Source organism: Pseudomonas sp. Leaf15, from assembly GCF_001421425.1.
GTDB lineage: Bacteria > Pseudomonadota > Gammaproteobacteria > Pseudomonadales > Pseudomonadaceae > Aquipseudomonas > Aquipseudomonas salomonii.
Genome location: NZ_LMKI01000010.1, coordinates 108,286 through 125,098 on the forward strand (window position 1 = coordinate 108,286; position 16,813 = coordinate 125,098).

Here is a 16,813-nt window from a genome sequence, read left to right on the forward strand (position 1 = left end):
TTCAGCTCCGCCAGCACCGCAGCCTGTGCCTCGTCAGCGCACGACTGCCAGGCTGAATCGATCTGCCTCGTCCCAAGCTTCGTCCCCAATAACAGTTTTACGGCAGGCCGCCTTTTCTCGGCCCCTACTACAAAGGATTTCCCGATGAGCATGCTCAAAGACCCGTCTTCGAAGTACCGCGCGTTCCCGACCATCGACATCCCGGACCGCACCTGGCCGTCGAAGACCATCACTGAAGCGCCGATCTGGTGCAGCTCCGACCTGCGTGATGGCAACCAGTCGCTGATCGAGCCAATGGACGCGGCGAAAAAGCTGCGTTTCTGGAAGACCCTGGTGTCTGTCGGCGTGAAGGAAATCGAAGCCTCGTTCCCGGCCGCGTCGCAAACCGACTTCGACTTCGTGCGTACCCTGATCGAAGACAACCACATCCCCGCGGACACCACCATCCAGGTGCTGACCCAGGGCCGTGAAGACTTGATCGCACGTACGTTCGAATCCCTGCGCGGCGCCAAAAAGGCCATCGTGCACTTGTACAACGCCACGTCGCCGTCATTCCGCCGCATCGTGTTCAACCAGGACAAAGACGGCATCAAGGCCATCGCGGTCAACGCGGCCAAGCTGTTCGTCAAATACGCCGCCCAGCAGCCGGAAACCCAGTGGACCTTCGAGTACTCCCCGGAGACCTTCAGCGCCACGGAGCTGGAGTTCGCCAAGGAAGTCTGTGACGCGGTGATCGAGGTGTGGAACCCGACGCCTGAGCACAAGATGATCCTCAACCTGCCAGCCACGGTTGAGTGCGCGACACCCAACATCTATGCCGACCAGATCGAGTGGTTCGGCCGCCATATCAACCGTCGTGACAGCGTGATCATCAGCCTGCACACCCACAACGACCGTGGCACCGGCGTGGCCGCCACCGAGCTGGGCCTGATGGCCGGCGCCGACCGTGTCGAAGGTTGCCTGTTCGGCAACGGCGAGCGTACCGGTAACGTCGACCTCGTGACCGTAGCCTTGAACATGTACACCCAGGGCCTCGACCCGCAGCTGGACTTCTCCGACATCGACGGTGTGCGCAAAGTCGTCGAGGAATGCAACCAGATCCAGGTGCACCCACGTCACCCGTACGTCGGCGACCTGGTGCACACCGCGTTCTCCGGCTCCCACCAGGACGCCATCCGCAAGGGCTTTACCCAGCAGAAAGACGACGCGCTGTGGGAAGTGCCGTACTTGCCGATCGACCCGGCGGACATTGGCCGCAGCTACGAGGCGGTGATCCGCGTAAACAGCCAGTCGGGCAAAGGCGGCATCGCCTACCTGCTGGAACAGGAATACGACATCAGCTTGCCACGCCGCATGCAGATCGAGTTCAGCCAAGTGGTACAGGCCGAAACCGACCGTGTGGGCCTGGAAATGACTGCGCCGCAGATCTACGCCTTGTTGCAACGTGAATACCTGCAAGCCAACACCCCGTACGCGCTGGTCAGCCATCGCCTGCAGGAAGAAAACGGCAACAGCACCGTGGAAGTGGAAGTCTCGGGCAAGGGCCAGGGCGAAACCAACCTGCGCTGGAACGGCAAGGGCTACGGCACCCTGGAAGCGCTGGTTGCGGCGCTGCCAATCAAGGTTGAGATCATGGACTACAACGAACACGCGATCGGCGCCGGCACCAATGCCAAGGCGGCGGCCTACATCGAGCTGCGCGTTAATGGCGAGCGTCCGGTGCACGGCGTGGGGATCGATGAAAACATCACCACAGCGAGCTTTAAGGCGGTGTTCAGTGCGCTGAACCGTTCGTTGAGCCAGTTGGAGGCGAAGGCGGCATAAGCGCTGTCGCGCTAATGCAAAAGGCCCCTGGGTGAGAATCCAGGGGCCTGATCGTTCCCACGCTCTGCGTGGGAATGCCTGCGGTGACGCTCTGCGTCACAACTCTGAAAGCGGACGCAGAGCGTCCGGGGCTGCATTCCCACGCGGAGCGGGGGAACGATCTGTAGGGCCCCATCGCGGGCAAGCCCGGCTCCCACATTTGGAATGCATTCACCTGTGGGAGCGGGCTTGCCCGCGATAGCGGTCTGTCAGACAAACTGAAAGTCATCGGCATCCAGATTTGCCGGAAACTTGGTGCGATAAGCCGCCAACTCTGCCGCATTCAGGCACACCTGAAACACCCCGTCCGCCTCCCCCGCACTCAGCAAGGTCTCACCCTGAAAATCCAGCACCTGGCTGTCTCCGGTGTAGGCAAAGCCTTTGCCATCCGTACCGACGCGATTGACTGCCGCCACGTAACACAGGTTCTCGATAGCCCGCGCCGGTAGCAGGCGGTTCCAGTGCTGACGCCGCGCACCCGGCCAGTTCGCGGTGTACAGCAGCAGGTCGGTGTCCTGGGCATCACGGCTCCACACCGGGAAGCGCAGGTCGTAGCAAATCAATGGGCGTATGCGCCAACCCTTCAACTCGAACTGCACCTGGCGCTCGCCGGGCGTGTAATGGTCGTGCTCGCCCGCCATCCGGAACAGGTGACGCTTGTCGTAGTGCAGCACTTCACCGTCCGGGCGCGCCCACAGCAGGCGGTTCCGGTGACTGCCGTCGGCCGCCTGGATGATCACGCTGCCGGTGATCACCGCGTTGTACCTGGCCGCCTGGGTTTGCAGCCAGAGATGAGTCGGGCCATGTTCCGGCTCGGCGAGGGTTTGTGATTCCATCGAGAAACCGGTGGTGAACATCTCCGGCAGCACAATCAGGTCGGCGCCTTTGGCCTGCTCCAGCAACAGTTCGAAATGTTCGAGGTTGGCCTGACGGTCATGCCATACCAGGCTGGTCTGGACCAAGGCGATATTCAGGTCGGGTAATGCAGTCAAATCACGCATAGTTTCTCCGCCGCGTGTTGCAGCGTCTCCTCGCGTTTGGCAAAGCACAGGCGCACCAGGCGCTGGCCTTGCGGCGGGCTCTGATAGAACACCGAGACGGGGATGGTCGCCACGCCGTGTTCGCGGGTCATCCACAGTGACATGGCGACGTCATCCAGGTCCGGGCGAATCTGTGAGTAATCCACCAGTTGGAAGTAGGTGCCGGCCACCCGGGTAAAGCTGAAACGCGACGGCGCCAGCAGGTCGCAGAACAGATCGCGCTTGGCCTGATAAAAGGCCGGCAATTGCTCGACGTGTTCCGGGTGTTCGGCCATGAAGTCAGCCAAAGCGTACTGCAAAGGGGTCACGCCGCAAAAGTTGACATATTGATGCACCTTGCGCAGCTCGGCGGTCAGGGCCGGGGGTGCGACCACGTAGCCGGTTTTCCAGCCGGTGACGTGGTAAGTCTTGCCGAAGGAGCTGACCACAAACGCCTTCTGATACAACTCTTCATGGGCCAGCACGCTGACATGGGGCACGCCATCGAACACCAGGTGTTCGTACACCTCATCGCTGACCAGATAGATATCGCGGTCGCGGATCAGCTCGGCCAACTGGTCCAGCTCGGCCCGGCTGATCAGGGCGCCGGTGGGGTTGTGTGGCGAGTTGAGGATGATCATGCGCGTGCGCGGTGAGAACGCGGCCTTGATCCTGTCAAAGTCGAGCGCGAAGCCGTGCAGGCTCAATTGCACATGCACGCAGCGGCCACCGGCCAGTTCGACCGACGGCTCGTAGCTGTCGTAGCTGGGGTCGAACACGATGACTTCATCACCGTTGCGGATGACCGCCTGGATCGCGCAAAAGATCGCCTCGGTCGCGCCTGGAGTGATGGTCACTTCGCTGTCGACATCCACTGTGGCGCCATAACTGCGGGCGATCTTGGCCGCCACTTGCTGACGCAGTACCGGCAGGCCGGTCATCGGGGCGTATTGGTTATGGCCGAGGGCGATATGCTTGCCCACGGCATCGAGCAAGCCTTGAGGGCCATTAAAATCGGGAAAGCCCTGGGACAGGTTAAGCGCGCCGGTTTCGGCAGCGAGTTGCGACATGGTGGTGAAAATAGTGGTGCCGACATTCGGCAGCTTGCTGGTGATCATGGAAGCCCCCTTCGGGTGAGCTGCAAGTTTTAAGCTGCAAGCTACAAGCAGGTCAAGCGACAAACTAACGCGCACAAAAAAGGGCTCCAAAGGAGCCCTCTCTTGCAGCTTGTAACTCACAACTTGAAGCTGCTGCTATTTCTTGTCGCGGCGCTTCTTGTCGGCTTTCTTGTGGTGAGTCATCAAACGACGCTTCTTGTTCACCTGACGGTCAGTCAGTGTGTTCTTGTTGCCTTCGTATGGGTTCTCGCCACCCTTGAACTCGATACGGATCGGCGTACCGACCAGTTTCAAGACACGGCGGTAGGTGTTTTCCAGGTAACGCACATAGGACTTGGGCACCTTCTCGATCTGGTTACCGTGGATCACGATAATCGGCGGGTTGGCACCACCCAAGTGGGCGTAACGCAATTTGATCCGGCGGTTGTTGACCATCGGTGGCGCATGCTCGCCAACCGCGTCTTCCAGAATCTGGGTAAGGCGGTTGGTCGGCCAGCGGGTAACCGCGGACTTGAACGAGTTCTGTACGGACGCGTAGAGGTTGCCCACGCCGGTGCCGTGCAGTGCCGAGATAAAGTGGATATCGGCGAACTCGACGAAGAACAGCCGACGTTGCAGCTCGATCTTGACGAAATCGCGCTCGCTCGGCGTCATGCCGTCCCACTTGTTGATCGCGATGACCAAGGCACGACCGGCTTCCAGGGCAAAACCCAGCAAGTTGAGGTCGTGGTCCACCACGCCTTCGCGGGCGTCCATTACGAAGATCACTACGTTGGCGTCTTTGATCGCCTGCAGGGTTTTGACCACCGAGAACTTTTCAACTTCCTCGTGGATCTTGCCGCGCTTGCGCACACCGGCGGTGTCGATCAGCGTGTACTTCTCGTCGTTACGTTCGAACGGGATGTAGATACTGTCGCGGGTAGTACCCGGCTGGTCATACACGATGACCCGGTCTTCACCGAGCATGCGGTTAACCAGGGTCGACTTGCCGACGTTCGGACGGCCGATGATGGCGATCTTGATACCGTCTTTTTCGCTTGGGCCAGGAATGCGCTTGGCTTCCTCGCCTTCGGCAACGATCTCTTCCTCGCCCTCTTCTTCCTCAGCGTCATCCTTGGGGAAGTCGCGCAGGGCGATTTCCAGCATCTGGGTGATGCCGCGACCGTGGGCACCGGCGACCGGGATCGCATCGCCCAGGCCCATCGGGCTGAATTCGGCACGGGCCGCCTCAGGATCGATGTTGTCGATCTTGTTGGCTACCAAATAGGAACGCTTGTTGCGCTTGCGCAGGTGCTCGCCAATCATCTGGTCGGCAGCGGTGTAGCCCGCACGGGCGTCCACCAGGAACAACACGACATCGGCTTCTTCGATTGCGAGCAGCGACTGCTCGGCCATCTTTTCGTCCATGCCATGCTCGTCACCGGAGATACCACCGGTGTCGACAATAATGTAGGAGCGCCCTTGCCACTTTGCCTCACCGTATTGGCGATCACGGGTCAGACCGGACAAGTCGCCAACGATGGCGTCACGAGTCCTGGTCAGGCGGTTGAACAAGGTGGACTTGCCGACGTTAGGTCGGCCCACCAGGGCGATTACGGGAACCATGCGGCTCTCCACTTCGTTATTTCAGAAAATACAAAAGCCGCTGCAAGGCAGCGGCTGGTGCTCGGGGCAGCATAGTCAAATGCCGCATGCCCCGCCGAAGCGGGGCCGCCTGGGTTTTACCCCAAGCATAGTTGCTTACTTGATGGTCAGGGCTTCCAGCTTGCCGCTGTTGCCAAACACGTAAAGCATGTTACCCACAACCAGCGGACGCGCACGCAGACCATCGCTGTCGATACGCTCGCGGCCGACAAAACGACCGTCTACCTGGCTCAGCAGGTGCAGGTAACCTTCGAAGTCACCTACCGCTACGTAGCTGGAGAACACTTCCGGTGCCGACAACTGACGGCGAGCCAGGGAGTCGTTGCTCCACAGTGCAGTAGTGGAACGCTCGTCGACACTTTCAACGGTGCCGGAAGCGAGGCTTACGTAGACGCTCCCAAACCCTTGGGCGACACCGGCGTAGCTGGAAGCATCACGCTGCCAGTTGATGCGGCCGCTTTGCAGGTCCAGCGCCGCAACGCGGCCCTGGTAGGTGGCCACATAAATGGTTTCACCCGACAGCAGCAGGCCGCCGTCGATGTCCACTACGCGGTCCAGTTCGGAGCGACCTTGCGGGATAGCCACACGGGTTTCCCAGGCCGGCACGCCGTTCTGGGTGTCCAGGGCGACCACTTTACCGGTCGACAGGCCAGCAACGGCCAGGTTGTTGGTCACAATCGGACCACTGGTACCGCGCAGGGTCAACACCGCCGGGGTGCTGTCGTACAACCAGCGCTGGTTGCCGGTGGCGGCATCCAGACCGATTACACGGTCATCCTGGGTCTGCACCACGACCACATCGCCATTGGTAGCCGGCGCTGCGAGCACTTCACTGGTCACGCGAGCGCGCCATTTCTCTTCACCCGTTGCCGAGTCCAGAGCCACCACGTCGCCTTTGAGCGTACCGATCAGCACCATGCCGTAGCCGACACCCACACCACCGGAAACCGGCAGTTCGAGGTCTTTCTTCCACTTCACGTCGCCATTCATGCGATCCATGGCCATGACAACACCCGTGGAGTCAGTGGCCACGATGTTGTCGCCGTCGATCGACGGCTGCAACAGGTTGTACAGGTCGCCCTGGCCATCACCGACGGAGCGGCTCCACTGCTTTTGCAGGACCACTTCTTCCTTGAAGCTGGTCAGCTCGGCAGGAGGCAGTTCTTTTTTACTGTTGCTGCTGCAACCCGCGGCCAAAACGGCCAGAGCCAGCAATGCTGCATGTTTCCAACGGATCACGTCACGCATCCCCTTTGGCCAAGTCGTCCAGCTTGATTTGTAAGCCACCGACCGCCGCTTCATCAGACAGCGCCGCCTTGGCTTTTTGGTACGCAGCATGGGCTTCGTCGGTACGACCCAATTGGACCAACAGGTCGCCCTTGAGCTCTTCACGAGTGGCCACAAATGCCTTGTCAGCATCGCCGTCGAGCAGTTTGAGTGCTTCGTCGGCCTTGTTCTGTGCCGCCAATACCTGAGCCAGGCGCTGACGTGCGATTTCACCCAGGGTCGGGTTGGTCGGCTTGTCGGCGATGGCCTTCAGCTCGGTGGCTGCGTCATCCAGCTTGCCGGTGTCGACCGCCACTTTCGCGACGAACAGGCTGCCGTACTGGGCGTAGGCGCTACCGCCAAATTCGTTTTTCAGCTTGCCGGCAAGGTCCGCCACTTGGGCTGGATCAGGCTTGCCGTCCGGCGTCAGTGTGGTTTCCAGCAATTGCTGATAGAGAATCGAGGCGCCTTGAGACTGGTTGGCCTGATATTTGTGCCAGGCTTGCCAGCCGAACACCACCACTAAAGCCAGCAGACCGCCGGTAACCAGGGGCTTGCCGTTACGCTGCCACCAGTCCTTGAACTCGGCCATTTGCTCATCATCAGTACTCGACACCCCAATACTCCTTAATCGCTAAATTCGGCTGTTCGACAGCTTCAACCCTGCACGACGCAGGTGGCCAAGTGCGCGGCGAGCGCATCAAAGGCAATGTTCTGTTGCTCGCCCTGGCCACGCAGGGGTTTGAAACCTATCACTTGCTGGGCCAATTCGTCATCGCCGAGGATCAGCGCATACAACGCGCCGCTCTTGTCGGCCTTCTTGAACTGGCTCTTGAAGCTGCCGGCGCCGGCATTGATCTGCAGGCGCAGGTTCGGCAGTTGGTCACGCACTTTTTCGCTCAGGGCCAGGGCTGCCAGTTCGGCGGCCTCGCCAAAGGCGCAAAGGTACACGTCCACCTGACGGGAGATTTCTTCCGGGATTTGCTCCAGGGTTTCCAGCAGCAGGATCAGCCGCTCGATGCCCATGGCGAAACCTACGCCCGTGGTCGGCTTGCCGCCCATTTGCTCAACCAGGCCGTCGTAACGTCCACCGGCACACACGGTGCCCTGGGCGCCGAGTTTGTCGGTGACCCACTCGAACACGGTCTTGCTGTAGTAGTCGAGACCACGCACCAGCTTGGGATTGAGCACGTAAGGAATACCGGCCGCATCCAGGCGAGCCTTGAGCCCCTCGAAATGCGTGCGGGATTCGTCGTCCAGGTAGTCGGCCATCTTCGGCGCGTCGACCAGTACGGCCTGGGTGTCGGCGTTCTTGGTATCCAGAACACGCAGCGGGTTGGTTTTCAAACGACGTTGGCTGTCTTCGTCCAGTTTGTCCAGGTGGGCGGACAGGTACTCGACCAGGGCTTCGCGATAGCGGCCCCGGGACTCACTGGTGCCCAGGCTGTTGAGTTCAAGCTTGACCGCATCGCGGATGCCCAGTTGGCCCCACAGGCGCCAGGTCAACACGATCAGCTCGGCGTCGATGTCCGGACCGTCCAGGTTGAAGACTTCGCAACCGATCTGGTGGAACTGACGATAGCGGCCTTTCTGTGGGCGCTCGTGGCGGAACATCGGGCCGATGTACCAGAGCTTCTGGGTCTGGCCACCACCGGTGATGCCATGCTCCAGGACCGCGCGCACGCACGCAGCGGTGCCTTCCGGACGAAGGGTCAGGGAGTCGCCGTTGCGATCTTCAAAGGTGTACATCTCTTTTTCGACGATGTCGGTCACTTCACCGATGGAGCGCTTGAACAGCTCGGTGAACTCGACGATCGGCATGCGGATCTGCTTGTAACCGTAGTTATCCAGCAGGCGCGCGACCGTGCTCTCGAAGTAGCGCCACAGCGGCGTCTGCTCCGGCAGGATGTCGTTCATGCCACGAATGGCTTGCAGAGACTTGCTCACATCTAATCCTTAAATTCGTTCTTAGCCGCGCGCGATCAGCGCTGCGTCAGCCGCAACCTTTTCAGCTGCTTTCTCGCGGATCAGCTTTTCCAGATGATCCACGAGATTCTCATTCGTCAGTTTCTGCGACGGCTTGCCGTCGATGTAAATCAGGTTCGGTGTACCGCCAGTCAGGCCCACATGGGCTTCCTTGGCTTCACCCGGCCCATTGACCACACACCCGATCACCGCCACATCCAGCGGCACCAGCAGGTCTTCGAGGCGCAACTCCAGGTCGTTCATGGTTTTCACCACGTCGAAGTTCTGCCGCGAGCAGCTCGGGCAGGCAATGAAGTTGATGCCACGGGAACGCAAACGCAGGGATTTGAGAATGTCGTAGCCGACTTTCACTTCCTCTACGGGGTCTGCCGCCAGGGAGATGCGGATAGTATCGCCAATCCCTTCGGCGAGCAGCATACCGAGACCCACCGCAGATTTCACTGTGCCTGAGCGTAAACCGCCCGCTTCAGTGATACCCAGGTGCAGCGGCTGCACGATTTCCTTGGCCAGCAGGCGGTAGGCTTCTACCGCCATGAACACGTCGGAGGCCTTTACGCTGACCTTGAAGTCCTGGAAATTCAGGCGCTCAAGGTGTTCAACGTGGCGCAATGCCGACTCAACCAGCGCGGCCGGGGTCGGTTCGCCGTACTTTTTCTGCAGGTCTTTTTCCAGGGAACCGGCGTTGACGCCGATGCGGATGGGAATGCCGCGATCACGCGCCGCATCAACCACCGCGCGCACACGGTCTTCGCGACCGATATTGCCCGGATTGATACGCAGGCAGTCCACACCCAACTCGGCCACACGCAGAGCGATCTTGTAGTCGAAGTGAATGTCGGCGACCAGCGGTACCTTGACCAGTTGCTTGATGCGGCCAAAGGCTTCGGCAGCGTCCATGTCCGGCACGGAAACCCGCACGATGTCTACACCGGCGGCTTCCAGACGGTTGATCTGGGCGACAGTTGCGGCCACATCATTGGTGTCGCTGTTGGTCATGCTCTGCACTGCGATAGGGGCATCGCCACCTACCGGCACCGAGCCGACCCAGATCTTGCGCGATACGCGACGTTTGATTGGAGATTCGCCGTGCATGACTATTGTCCCAACTTGAGGCGAGCGGTCTCGCCACTGGTGAACGGCGCCACGTCCACAGGCTGGCCGTTGTAGGCCACTTGGGCGCCACGGGCAAAGCCCAGACGCAGCGTCAAAGGAGGCCTGCCGCCTTGGTCAAGTGTATCTCCCTTACGCTTCAGACCGCTAAACAGCACTTTGCCATTGCCATCGGTGACTTGCGTCCAGCAGTCAGCGATGAAGGTAATCTGGATATGCCCGTCGCCAGCGATCAATGCCGGGGTGGTGGGAGGCGAAATCGCAGCCGGGGCCGGGGCCACTGGTGCGCTGGTCGCTGGGGCCTGCGCCGGAGTAGCCGGAGCAACTGGCGTATGCGCCTGGGCAACCGGGGCAGCCGGTACGGCTGGAGCCGGCACAGCAGCGGTGGCTGCTGGTGCAGTGCCCGCTTCCGGAGCCGGTTGCTCGGTGGTAGCCGGCGCTTCCGAGGCGGCTTGCCCTTGGGCAACGGCCTGGTCTTCCGGCTCATCCAGCGGATGAATCTGGGTGGTGCCGTCGGCGCTTTCGACTTCGACGTGCTCCATGGCGTTGCTGGTCAGGTCCTTGGTGCGCTGGGAGGCCTGGTCTTGCCACCAGACGAAACCGCCACCGACCACGGCAATCAGCAGCAACAGGCTGACAATCCGCAAAATCGTGTGGGAAACCCGCACTGGCTCTTCGATGCGGCCCAGACCATGCACGTTGCTGCCCTGGGAGTCGGTACCGGTGAACTGGTCGAATTCCTGGACCAATACAGTCTGGTCGATGCCCAGCAATTTGGCGTAGGCGCGGATATAGCCGCGGGCGAAGGTATGCCCAGGCAGCTTGTCGAACGCGCCGGCTTCCAGGTTGCCCAGGGACGTGGCGGTCAAATTGAGCTTGAGGGCCACTTCTGCCAGCGACCAACCATTGCTTTCGCGGGCCTGACGCAAGGTCTCGCCTGGGTTTACGCGATTAGCTGCTACAACTTCCGGGTGCGCCGCTTTCATCATTGCTCCGACAGGTATTGCTGATATTCCGGCGTACCGGGATAGAGTCGTTCGAGTTGCTGGCCAAACTGTGCAGCCGTGTCGCGTTCTTCATGAACCGTCGCCAGGCGCACACCGAGCAATAGACTACGTGCATTTTGCCCGCTGAGCAGGCTAAAACGCTCGTAAAAGTCACGTGCCGGCACATAATGCCTGTCTTCGTAAGACAACTCAGCCATTTCGAGCAACGCCCGTGGCTGGCGACTGTTCAGGTGCAGGGCTTTTTCCAGTTGCTGGCGGGCGCTGTCGCGATGGCCCAGGCGTATCGAGGTCACCCCAAGGTTCTCGAACACGCGCGAACGCTCAGGATAAAGGCTATCAGCGCTGGCTTGCTGGAAATAACGGGACGCCTGCTCATAACGTTGCTGCGCAAACAGGAAGCTGCCGTAGTTGTTCAGCAGCCGAGGGTCGGCAGGACGTGCGGCCAGCGCCTTGTGAAAATACGCCTCGGCCAGTTCAGGCTCAGCCTGAGCCTGGAACACCAGGGCCAGTGCGGCATTGGCGTCGGCATCGTCGCCGTCCAGCTCCAGTGCCTTTTTCAACGGCACCTTGGCCTGCTCGCTCATGCCCTGGCGCAGATAACCCAAGCCCAATTGCACATAGGCAATTCGCGCCTCGTCACGGCCTTTGCCGGTTTGCATGGGGCTGTCATAGCCCGATGAAACACAACCGGCCATGAGACCGGTGAAAAGCAACAGCAGCGCGAGGCGCAAGGGCATAGAGGTCCTCTCTCAGATTCGATTCACAGCAATTTGCGGCAAATCTTCGGCGGCGTTAAGTTCGCGCACGGCGATATAACGCTCACTGCGGCGGGTGCGATCCATCACTTGCCCGACCAGTTGGCCACAGGCGGCGTCGATGTCTTCACCACGGGTGGTGCGCACAGTAACGTTGTAGCCGGCCTGGTGCAGTTGATCCTGGAAACGGCGGATGGCGTTGTTGCTCGGCCGCTCGTAGCCAGAATGGGGAAACGGGTTAAACGGAATCAGGTTGATCTTGCACGGGGTGTTCTTGAGCAACTCGATCATCTCGACCGCATGCTCAACTTTGTCGTTGATGTCCTTGAGCATGGTGTACTCAATGGTCAACACACGCTTTTCGCCCAAGGTCGCCATGTAGCGCTGGCAAGATTCGAGCAGCATCTTAAGCGGATACTTCTTGTTGATTGGCACCAATTGGTTACGCAATGCGTCATTCGGTGCGTGCAACGACAACGCCAGGGAGACGTCGATGTGCTTGGCCAGCTCATCGATCATCGGCACCACGCCGGAGGTCGACAGGGTCACACGGCGCTTGGAGATGCCGTAGCCCAGGTCGTCCATCATCAAATGCATGGCGGCAACGACGTTGTCGAAGTTCAGCAGCGGCTCACCCATGCCCATCATCACCACGTTGGTGATGGCACGGTCGACGGTTGCCGGGACGCTGCCAAAGGATTTGTTGGCAATCCACACCTGGCCGATGACTTCGGCGGCGGTGAGGTTGCTATTGAAGCCTTGCTTGCCGGTGGAGCAGAAACTGCAGTCCAGGGCACAGCCTGCCTGGGACGAAACGCATAAAGTGCCGCGCTTGCCCTGGGGAATGTAGACGGTCTCGACGCAGCTGCCGGACGCCACGCGCACCACCCACTTACGGGTGCCGTCGGTGGAGATGTCCTCGCTGACAACCTCGGGACCACGGACCTCAGCAATGGCCTTGAGCTTGTCGCGCAGGGCCTTGCTGACGTTCGTCATGGCGTCGAAATCGTCGACACCAAAGTGGTGAATCCACTTCATTACCTGACCGGCACGGAAACGCTTCTCCCCGATTGAGTCGAAGAATTTTTCCATTTCCTGTTGAGTCAGACCCAGCAGGTTGGTTTTAACAGTCGATGTAGTCATGGATTCACCCTCACTCTTTAAGCCGATGCTTAGCGAGCGGTTACTTCAGTAGCAGCGAAAAAGTACGAGATTTCGCGAGCAGCGGCGGCTTCGGAGTCCGAACCGTGAACAGCGTTGGCGTCGATGGACTCAGCGAAGTCAGCACGGATGGTGCCGGCAGCAGCTTCTTTAGGGTTGGTAGCGCCCATCAGCTCACGGTTCAGAGCGATAGCGTTTTCGCCTTCCAGAACCTGAACAACAACAGGGCCGGAGATCATGAAGGCAACCAGGTCGCCGAAGAAGCCACGAGCGCTGTGCTCAGCGTAGAAGCCTTCAGCTTCAGCTTTGGACAGTTGCTTGAGTTTCGAAGCTACAACCTTCAGGCCGGCTTTTTCGAAACGAGTGGTGATCTCGCCGATGACGTTTTTTGCAACAGCGTCAGGCTTGATGATGGAGAAAGTACGTTGAACAGCCATGGTGTAACTCCAGAAACGGTAATTTACGAAAAATTAAACCCGCGAATTATACGCGGGTTATTGGGTATTGCCTAACTGCGTAAAAAGGCGGCTCAGTCTGCTTCTTCGATCCACAGGCCTTGAATCGCCTCCAGGACCTTTTCGCCACCCCGGTCAGGGATGTCGTCGAATTCCGGCAGCGCCATTACGAGGTCGCGCAACTTGACGAAGTTCACGGTAAGAGGATTGACCTCAGGATGAGCTTCAGCAAGTTGTATAGCGATTTCTTGTACATCAACCCATTTCAGGCTCATGACATTTCCTTGAATCAATGCGGCGCTTCGGCCGCATGGTTGAGGGAATACTTCGGAATTTCGACGGTGATGTCTTCGGTCCCGACCTTTGCCTGACAGCTTAGGCGAGAAGTCGCTTCAAGGCCCCAGGCGCGATCCAGAAAGTCCTCTTCCAGCTCGTCCGCTTCTTCGAGAGAGTTGAAACCCTCGCGAATTACGCAGTGGCAGGTCGTGCAGGCGCAGACACCGCCGCAGGCGCTTTCGATCTCGATATGGTTGTCATGGGCAACTTCGAGGATGGACTTGCCGGTCTCAGCCTCCACGACCATACCGTCCGGGCAATGCTCGGCGTGTGGCAGAAAAATGACCTGCGGCATTAATTATTCCTCGATTTCATTCAGATTGCGCCCGGCCAGTGCGGCTTTCACCGTCTGATCCATGCGGCGGGCGGCAAAGGCATCAGTCACTTGCGACAGGCGCTTGGTCTGCTGCTCGATGGCGTAACCATCGTTGCCTTTCATCAGTTCGGCCAGTTCCTGCATTTGCAGGTCGATAACCATGCGCTCTTCAGCATCCAGCAAACGCTCGCCATCGGCTTCCAGGGCGCCCTGCACGGCTTCGAGCAGGCGCTGGGCATCGACTTGCTGCTCGCGCAGCACGCGGGCGACCTTGTCGTCACCGGCATACTGGAACGAATCCTTGAGCATCTTGGCGATTTCGCCGTCGGTGAGGCCGTAGGACGGCTTGACCTGAATGCTGGCTTCAACGCCCGAGGCCAATTCACGCGCTGCTACGCTGAGCAGGCCATCGGCGTCGACCTGGAAGGTCACGCGAATTTTCGCCGCACCGGCCACCATCGCCGGGATGCCACGCAGTTCAAAGCGCGCCAGGGAGCGGCAGTCGCTGATCAGTTCGCGCTCGCCTTGCAGCACATGAATCATCATGGCCGTCTGGCCATCTTTGTACGTGGTGAAATCCTGAGCGCGTGCGACGGGGATGGTGGTGTTGCGTGGAATCACCTTCTCCATCAGGCCGCCCATGGTTTCCAGCCCCAGGGACAGCGGGATCACGTCGAGCAACAGCAGTTCGCCACCATCGCGCTTGTTGCCGGCCAGGGTATCGGCCTGGATAGCGGCGCCGATGGCGACTACTTGGTCCGGGTCGATTTCTGTCAGTGGCTGGCGGCCAAACGCTTCTGCAACCGCTTCGCGAACGCGTGGGACGCGCGTCGAACCGCCGACCATAACCACCGCAGCCACGTCTTCCAGCTCGATACCGGAATCACGCACAGCCCGACGGCACGCCTTGAGGCTACGAGCGACCATTGGTTCGATCAGCGCATCAAAGGCTTCGCGAGTCAGTTGGGCCGACCAGCTGCCGTAGGAGACTTCAACAGAATCAGCATCAGTCAGTGCTTCCTTGGCCGCACAGGCGGTTTGCAGCAAGTTGCGCTGCGCGCCCGGGTCCAAGTCAGCCGACAAATCGGCGCTGGTGATGATCCAGCCGGCAATGGCATGGTCAAAGTCATCGCCACCCAGGGCGCTGTCGCCACCGGTGGCCAGCACTTCAAACACACCGCCGGTCAGGCGCAGGATCGAAATATCAAAGGTGCCGCCGCCCAGGTCATAAATTGCCACCAGGCCTTCAGCGTGCTGGTCCAGGCCATAGGCCACCGCCGCTGCGGTCGGCTCGTTGAGCAAGCGCAGCACGTTCAGACCCGCCAGCTTCGCGGCGTCCTTGGTGGCTTGACGCTGTGCGTCGTCGAAATAGGCAGGAACGGTGATCACTGCGCCGACCAGTTCGCCGCCCAAGGTATTTTCTGCGCGCTGACGCAGCACCTTGAGGATATCGGCCGACACTTCCACCGGGCTTTTCGGGCCCTGGACGGTGTCGATGAACGGCATATGGGATTCGCCGCCAACAAAGCGGTATGGCAGCTGCTCACCCAATTGCTTGACGTCGGACAGACCGCGGCCCATCAAGCGTTTAACCGACAGTACGGTATTCAACGGGTCACTTGACGCCGCCAACTTGGCCGACTCACCGACTTCAGTGCGATCAGCGTGATAACGCACAGCGGAGGGCAGGATCACCTGGCCATTAGCGTCGGGCAACGGCTCGGACAGGCCGCTGCGCAAGGCAGCAACCAGGGAATTGGTGGTGCCCAGGTCAATCCCGACCGCCAGGCGACGCTGGTGCGGTTGAGGGCTTTGGCCGGGTTCGGCGATTTGCAGTAGGGCCATGGTAATCAGGTCTTATCTGTCTATCAGGCGTGCATCACGGGCAGCACTGGGTTAATCGTCGAGGCGCTCTTCTAGCTGGCGCACTTCGTAGGTGAGCTTGTCGAGGAACTGCATGCGCCGCATCAGGCGTTCGGCCTGTTCACGTTGCGCTGCATCATCCCAACAGGCTGCGAAGCTTTCGTTGAGCTCATCCTGGGCCGTTTTCAGACGACGCTTGAAGACCGCGACACCGGCTATATCAGCCTCGTCCTGCAAGTCTTCGAGTTCTTCGCGCCACTGCATCTGCTGCATCAGGAAGTCCGGGTCGTGCACCGTGACTTCGATCGGCAACTCACCGCCGTTCAACGCGAGCAGGTAGCGCGCGCGTTTGGGCGGGTTTTTCAGCGTCTGATAGGCTTCGTTGAGGCTGGCCGATTGCTCCAGCGCCAGGCGCTGCTCACGCTCGGAAGCGTCAGCAAAACGGTCCGGATGCACCGCACGCGCCAACTCTCGGTAACGCGTGGCAAGCTGCTCAAGGTCCAGCCGAAAGCTCGGCTGCAGCTCGAATAAAGCGAAATGACAAGGAGTACCCACGAATAGCCTCAGATGTTGAAGCTTTCGCCGCAGCCACATTCACCGCGCACGTTGGGGTTGTTGAACTTGAAGCCTTCGTTCAACCCTTCCTTGACGAAATCGAGTTCGGTGCCGTCCAGGTAAGTCAGGCTTTTAGGGTCGATGATCACTTTCTCGCCGTGACTTTCGAACACCTGGTCTTCCTCAACCACCTCGTCGACAAACTCCAGCACGTAGGCAAGGCCGGAACAGCCCGTGGTGCGAACACCCAGACGAATCCCCTCACCTTTACCGCGCCCATTCAGGGAGCGGCGAATGTGCTGCGCAGCCGCTTCTGTCATGCTGATAGCCATCGTTGACTCCTTACTCGTCGCCAAATG

Annotated in this window: 17 protein-coding genes; 1 reads left to right on the forward strand and 16 read right to left on the reverse strand. The window is 59.9% G+C overall.

The window, feature by feature from the left end:
• Positions 1-144 precede the first annotated feature (144 nt).
• Positions 145-1,824: a 2-isopropylmalate synthase gene (gene leuA, locus ASE80_RS09775; protein ID WP_056858727.1), complete on the forward strand. Its 1,680-nt coding sequence runs from the start codon at positions 145-147 to the stop codon at positions 1,822-1,824.
• 248 nt (positions 1,825-2,072) lie between these two features.
• Here leuA and ASE80_RS09780 read toward each other — a convergent pair whose 3' ends face one another.
• From ASE80_RS09780 to iscA, 16 genes are all read right to left on the reverse strand, one after another.
• Entirely contained in the window at positions 2,073-2,864 is a 792-nt protein-coding gene (locus tag ASE80_RS09780; protein WP_056858728.1) for an amidohydrolase, read from the reverse strand.
• Entirely contained in the window at positions 2,852-4,000 is a 1,149-nt protein-coding gene (locus ASE80_RS09785) for a pyridoxal phosphate-dependent aminotransferase (RefSeq protein WP_056858729.1), read from the reverse strand. The genes ASE80_RS09780 and ASE80_RS09785 overlap by 13 nt, the downstream gene beginning before the upstream one ends.
• A gap of 135 nt (positions 4,001-4,135) precedes the next feature.
• The gene (gene der / locus ASE80_RS09790) at positions 4,136-5,605 is read right to left on the reverse strand and encodes a ribosome biogenesis GTPase Der (RefSeq protein WP_053135513.1); all 1,470 of its coding nucleotides are present in this window, start codon (positions 5,603-5,605) and stop codon (positions 4,136-4,138) included.
• 135 nt (positions 5,606-5,740) lie between these two features.
• On the reverse strand, positions 5,741-6,892 hold the full coding sequence (bamB, locus tag ASE80_RS09795) for an outer membrane protein assembly factor BamB (protein WP_056858730.1): 1,152 nt from the start codon (positions 6,890-6,892) through the stop codon (positions 5,741-5,743).
• Positions 6,885-7,502, reverse strand: a complete 618-nt coding sequence (locus ASE80_RS09800; RefSeq protein WP_177336513.1) for a tetratricopeptide repeat protein — start codon at positions 7,500-7,502, stop codon at positions 6,885-6,887. The genes bamB and ASE80_RS09800 overlap by 8 nt, the downstream gene beginning before the upstream one ends.
• Positions 7,503-7,567: 65 nt before the next feature.
• Positions 7,568-8,857 carry a histidine--tRNA ligase gene (gene hisS / locus ASE80_RS09805; protein ID WP_056858732.1) on the reverse strand — a complete coding sequence of 430 codons (1,290 nt, stop codon included), beginning with the start codon at positions 8,855-8,857 and terminating at the stop codon, positions 7,568-7,570.
• A gap of 21 nt (positions 8,858-8,878) precedes the next feature.
• On the reverse strand, positions 8,879-9,988 hold the full coding sequence (gene ispG, locus ASE80_RS09810) for a flavodoxin-dependent (E)-4-hydroxy-3-methylbut-2-enyl-diphosphate synthase (protein ID WP_056858733.1): 1,110 nt from the start codon (positions 9,986-9,988) through the stop codon (positions 8,879-8,881).
• 2 nt (positions 9,989-9,990) lie between these two features.
• Entirely contained in the window at positions 9,991-10,992 is a 1,002-nt protein-coding gene (locus tag ASE80_RS09815; RefSeq protein ID WP_056858734.1) for a RodZ domain-containing protein, read from the reverse strand.
• Positions 10,992-11,750, reverse strand: a complete 759-nt coding sequence (gene pilW, locus ASE80_RS09820; protein WP_056858735.1) for a type IV pilus biogenesis/stability protein PilW — start codon at positions 11,748-11,750, stop codon at positions 10,992-10,994. The genes ASE80_RS09815 and pilW overlap by 1 nt, the downstream gene beginning before the upstream one ends.
• 12 nt (positions 11,751-11,762) lie before the next feature.
• Positions 11,763-12,911, reverse strand: a complete 1,149-nt coding sequence (rlmN, locus tag ASE80_RS09825; RefSeq protein ID WP_017135948.1) for a 23S rRNA (adenine(2503)-C(2))-methyltransferase RlmN — start codon at positions 12,909-12,911, stop codon at positions 11,763-11,765.
• A 29-nt stretch (positions 12,912-12,940) separates the two neighbouring features.
• Entirely contained in the window at positions 12,941-13,366 is a 426-nt protein-coding gene (gene ndk / locus ASE80_RS09830; RefSeq protein ID WP_003175956.1) for a nucleoside-diphosphate kinase, read from the reverse strand.
• Between the two features lie 92 nt (positions 13,367-13,458).
• On the reverse strand, positions 13,459-13,659 hold the full coding sequence (gene iscX, locus ASE80_RS09835; RefSeq protein ID WP_032890702.1) for a Fe-S cluster assembly protein IscX: 201 nt from the start codon (positions 13,657-13,659) through the stop codon (positions 13,459-13,461).
• A gap of 14 nt (positions 13,660-13,673) precedes the next feature.
• Positions 13,674-14,015 (reverse strand): ISC system 2Fe-2S type ferredoxin, encoded by a 342-nt coding sequence (fdx, locus tag ASE80_RS09840; RefSeq protein WP_015885743.1) that lies wholly within the window; start codon positions 14,013-14,015, stop codon positions 13,674-13,676.
• Between the two features lie 3 nt (positions 14,016-14,018).
• A complete protein-coding gene (hscA, locus tag ASE80_RS09845; protein ID WP_056858736.1) occupies positions 14,019-15,881 on the reverse strand; it encodes a Fe-S protein assembly chaperone HscA in 1,863 nt (620 codons plus the stop codon).
• Between the two features lie 51 nt (positions 15,882-15,932).
• Entirely contained in the window at positions 15,933-16,454 is a 522-nt protein-coding gene (hscB, locus tag ASE80_RS09850) for a co-chaperone HscB (RefSeq protein WP_056858737.1), read from the reverse strand.
• 8 nt (positions 16,455-16,462) lie between these two features.
• Positions 16,463-16,786, reverse strand: coding sequence for an iron-sulfur cluster assembly protein IscA (gene iscA, locus ASE80_RS09855; protein ID WP_003209680.1), 324 nt, complete (start codon positions 16,784-16,786; stop codon positions 16,463-16,465).
• Positions 16,787-16,813: the final 27 nt, after the last annotated feature.